The organism is Peribacillus sp. 05N428 (assembly GCF_056397085.1).
Window position 1 is genome coordinate 1 of record NZ_JBFTMS010000098.1, and the last position, 3346, is coordinate 3346.

Below are 3346 nucleotides of genomic sequence, written 5' to 3' on the forward strand. Positions count from 1 at the left end.
AAAGGCTATACAATCGCTCCATCTGAACAACAAACTGCATAACCAGTTAAATAACGACATAGTACATTTACCCCCAYCAAAAAAATGAGAATATGGAGGGTTTATTTTAGCATGGCTTTTTACTATTGTGTTTTCATACAAAAAAGCTGTCTTAAAGACAGCTCCGATCTTCAGCTAACGCACCGTTTAGTTGAACAACTCCAGGGCTTATTTAAACTGTTCATAATTTCCTTTGGATTAGAGATACCGTTCTCAATAAAAATAGTTGCCTATCCTTAAACAATTTCATATAAGCTTCTTCAATCATATTTGAATTTAGGTGGGCTACTAGGCATACATCCAATCCAAGCTTTGACCCTGAACATAAACTTGGATATAAGTCTAATTTCAATAAGGAGTGAACCTCGAATTATGGTATATACACGACAAATGCCATCTGCCCTGAGTCCCTGGGGTCTTCAAAATTGTTTGTATCGTTTTACGTACTTGTGGCTTAGAAACGGAGACAATTTCTGGTTTTATTTGACGACTGTCGGGGAATCAAGAGTTTATGGATATAGGTTTTTCGGCGGAAGATGGAATAATTATTCGGTTGCTTTAAGAGATATTGTTAACTTCCATTGTTCTCCTCCGACTCCAACTCTATATTAAAACACTGTGGCTGACCCTCGTAATCGTATCGTTCAGTCTTACTTTAAAAGCGTCTGTGCTTTCGCATAATCAGAGATCGTTTTTTTGAATCGAATACTGTGATCACCAGATATCCGCCACCTGCATGTTCTCATCTATCATGTATAGAACATTAATCATTTCGGTTAGCGTTCTTTATACTGAGATTAGACTAAAATCCAAAACGAACATAAGTTTAATCCTGAGGCTGCGTTAAACTGCACTTTAGTGGATAAGAAAAAAACCGCCGCAGTGACAATCATCTTGTTCCCAAGCACCCGTTAGCCTACATTAAAAATTCAATTTGTTATTTATTCTAGGGTTAGTTAAAGTACTCCTTCTTCAACAAACCTGCCCCGATAGTTGCATAAGAAAGAGCTGCCTTAAAGACAGCTCTGATCTTCAGCTAACGCACCCTATAGTTTAAGTAGAAACCTTCACAATCTCTTCTAAACTTCAACATAATCCAATCCCTAAAATGTGTTGTTCCAGAATCTGCTGCAATACAAAAAGACGCCTTCTTATTAAAGAAAAGCGCCCGATTGTTGAAGTTTAAAAGTCAGCTGATACACTTGAGAATATCGAACAAAATGAACTGGACGGTTTAAACTATATAAAAGATAAAGACGATACCTTTATTTCAATATCGTCCTACCTTTATCCAATTAATTTATTATCTTGTCGTCTTTATCAAATATTGTAATGTGGTAAGGATCGTTTTTAACTCTTGATTTCATCTGTTCGGATTGTAGAAAATCGTCAATAATTTTTTCAAGTTGTTGTGCAAAAGCTTTCGCATTTTCGTCTGAACGGGATAAAGTGATAAACATTTGGATTTCTGGTTCTGGATGAACGGAATACCCTACCATTCTAACGTTGTAATCCTTTTTCCCTAATAAATCTTCACTCACAATGTCAAGGATAGCCGACCATCTTCCTTCTTGCTCTCTTTTCTTCATGTTTACTTTTTTAAATTTTACGGTGTATTGATCATTTGTTTTAAGCTGAATTATATTCTGAACATATTGTTCTATCTCATCTGTTCTTTTTTCGGTATCAGGTATTTCAACTTCTACTATTTTTTGAGCAACTATTCCTATTCCTAACAACTTATATTTTTCACTGGCTTTGTCAAGTGAGAGTAGAATTTCCCTATTTATTTTTCTGCGTTTTTCTTGCTTCTTAAACTGTTTCTTATCTTCCTCGCTATGAGGAACATCAACACGTTCCGTATATCTACTTACTTTAACTGTATAGGCATCATAACCCTTAGATTTTAGTATATCTTTTGTAATATCATCTACATCACTTTTAACATCATCAAAATACTTTTCTGAACCCTGAATTGCAATTTCGATTTCCTTTTTCGGAAATGAGACTCCTACTCCAGTCGTTTTGTAACCTTTTGCTCTTAGTTCCTCGGATATGAGTAGAACTATATTATTCTTATTTTCAAAAATTTGTCCTAAGTAAGGAATTTTGGATACGACTTTTGCCATTGCTGGTGAAACAAATGCAGAACTTATAAATAAACCAAATAATATAATCAGCGCGATACTAGAGTATGCTAACTTCCGAATCAGACTTACTTTTTTGATACGAGTTAATAGGATAGGGTGCTTATTTCTCTCTTGGGATTCCAAATTTTCAATATCAGTTAAGATTCGGTTTTTCAGTTCTTGTTTTTGTATTGTTTTCCACATTAGATCGGAATTTAATTTCTTTAACGAACTATCAAAATCAGTATCTTCATATTGTTTTCTCATCCAAATACCCCTCCTTTATTAATTGTTTTTTCAATGCTGGAATAGCTCTAAAAAGAGTCGATTTAACTTTACTCTCAGACCAGCTCAATATCTTTGCCGTATCCTCAATAGAAAAACCTTTGATCTTTCTTAAAACGATCACCTTTCGATATGTATCTTTGATTTCCCCTAACGCTTTATATAGTTCAAATGATTCCTCTTTTATTTGAATCATTTCTTCAGGCAATGAGTTATTGTCCTTTTGCAAAAGAAATACTTCTTTAAAGAACCTGCTGGGTTTGCGTTTTCTTAAAAAATCAACCGTTAAATTGTGAGCGATACTGAATAGCCATGTTTTTTCACTGGAATGCTGATTAAATGAATTATGATATAAATACGCTTTTACAAAGGTATCATGGGTCAGATCCTCTGCTTGTTGATAATCCTTAACCATCAATAAAATAAAACTTAAAATGGATTTACTATGTTGGTCATACCAATCTGCAATTTCTTCTTTTCTGTACTTCGACAAGTTACCAACCCTCCTTTTCTTGAATGTTCAATACTTAGACGTATTAACTAAATAAAAGTTGTGTTTTTACATTAAAAAAATCTCTAAAAGTTTAGATTAGAGACTTTTTCGTTCTTTTATAGAACTGACGTTTATATCAGTTGTCTTAGAAATAAGTTGAAAATCATGCCCCAAGCTCATGTTTTCCTCCTTAAAATAAGTTCCTCGTTAGATCTAATATTAGTATTCCTTATAGAACTATCCTGCCCCGATAGTTGCATAATCGAGTAGAGGGAAAATAAATGTATTATTTTCGCCCCTCTCACAACACCGTACGTACGGTTCGCGTATACGGCGTTTCAATTTATATTACAGTGTGTACTTTTAGATAATGCTCTAAAGCAGAGGGGACTCCCCTCTG

The 3346-nt window shown here is 34.3% G+C and carries 2 protein-coding genes; both read right to left on the reverse strand.

Going from position 1 to position 3346, the window contains the following annotated elements:
* Positions 1-1334: 1334 nt before the first annotated feature.
* On the reverse strand, positions 1335-2435 hold the full coding sequence (locus AC1DIV_RS29780) for a DUF4179 domain-containing protein (RefSeq protein WP_477577942.1): 1101 nt from the start codon (positions 2433-2435) through the stop codon (positions 1335-1337).
* Entirely contained in the window at positions 2419-2946 is a 528-nt protein-coding gene (locus AC1DIV_RS29785) for an RNA polymerase sigma factor (RefSeq protein ID WP_191929516.1), read from the reverse strand. The genes AC1DIV_RS29780 and AC1DIV_RS29785 overlap by 17 nt, the downstream gene beginning before the upstream one ends.
* Positions 2947-3346 lie beyond the last annotated feature (400 nt).

Bases quoted from the DNA above. Each gene is read 5' to 3' on its own strand.
- AC1DIV_RS29780 (WP_477577942.1), bottom strand. From the start codon at position 2,435: ATGAGAAAACAATATGAAGATACTGATTTTGATAGTTCGTTAAAGAAA.